Annotated in this window: 1 protein-coding gene; it reads right to left on the reverse strand. The window is 60.4% G+C overall.

The features are described 5' to 3' along the window. Positions 1 to 958 (reverse strand): adenylate/guanylate cyclase domain-containing protein (locus I8N66_RS34055; RefSeq protein WP_291163950.1); only part of this gene is annotated, 958 nt, incomplete at its 3' end. Positions 959 to 1,094: the final 136 nt, after the last annotated feature.

Genomic DNA, 1,094 nt, shown 5'->3' on the forward strand with positions numbered 1-1,094 from the left:
AGATGTCCGTCAGGTCGCGATCGTAGCGGTCGGCCCAGAGGTGCGTACCGGTCAAGGCATCGATGAGCTGGCCGGTGATGCGCACCCGTGAACCCGCCTTGCGCACGCTGCCTTCGAGGATGTAGCGCACGCCCAGCTCCTGGGCCACCTGCTTCACCTTCACCGACCGCCCCTTGTAGGTGAACACCGTGTTTCGGGCGACGACATGCAGCTTCGAGATCTTTGAAAGATCCGTGATGATGTCTTCGGTGATGCCGTCGGAGAAATACTCCTGTTCCGGGTCATGGCTCATATTGGTGAAGGGAAGCACGCCGACCGAAAGTCCGTAGCCGTCATCGAGCACGATGGGCCCGGCACCGCTGGGTGGCGCCGCAACCTTCGTCGGCGCCCCGAGTGCCACCGAATAGACATGCACACCGGCTGCAATGTTCTTCAGCGTGTGCTCGCCCTTGTCGATAAAGCCGATATCGAGGCGGCTGCCGACGTGGTCGCGCACCGTGGCGGAAACGGCAACACCGGATGGCTCCGCCAAGCCTTCGAGCCGGGCGGCGACGTTGACGCCGTCGCCGAAGATATCTCCGTCCTCGACGATAATATCGCCGAGATGCACGCCGATGCGCAGTTCGATGCGCTTCAGCGGTGGCACGCTTTCATTGCGGATGAGCATGCCGCGCTGGATATCGACAGCACAGGCGACCGCGTTCACGACGCTTGCAAACTCGACGAGAATGCCGTCGCCGGTCAGTTTGACGATACGTCCCTTGTGGCGGTTGATCTTGGGATCGACGAGTTCATTCTTGTGCCGTTTCATCGCGGCCAGCGTGCCGGTCTCGTCAGCCCCGATCAGACGGCTGTAGCCCACGACATCGGCGGCGAGAATGGCAGCGAGACGGCGTTCCAAGAAACCCTCGAATTCACTTCCCGAGTGAAAGAGGTAATCTAGCGCGTTATTCCCCATCTGTCCTGCGCCCTTTTGTAGTTGTAGCGAATATACGTACAACCCAATAGCATCGGGCAATCGGCGCCGGAGTTTCCAAGGAAACGGGTACTTAGAGACAGGATGAGCTGGCTAGGGCCGGATCAGCACCGTCACC

This window comes from Ensifer sp. SSB1 (assembly GCF_016652895.1).
Lineage (GTDB): Bacteria > Pseudomonadota > Alphaproteobacteria > Rhizobiales > Rhizobiaceae > Ensifer.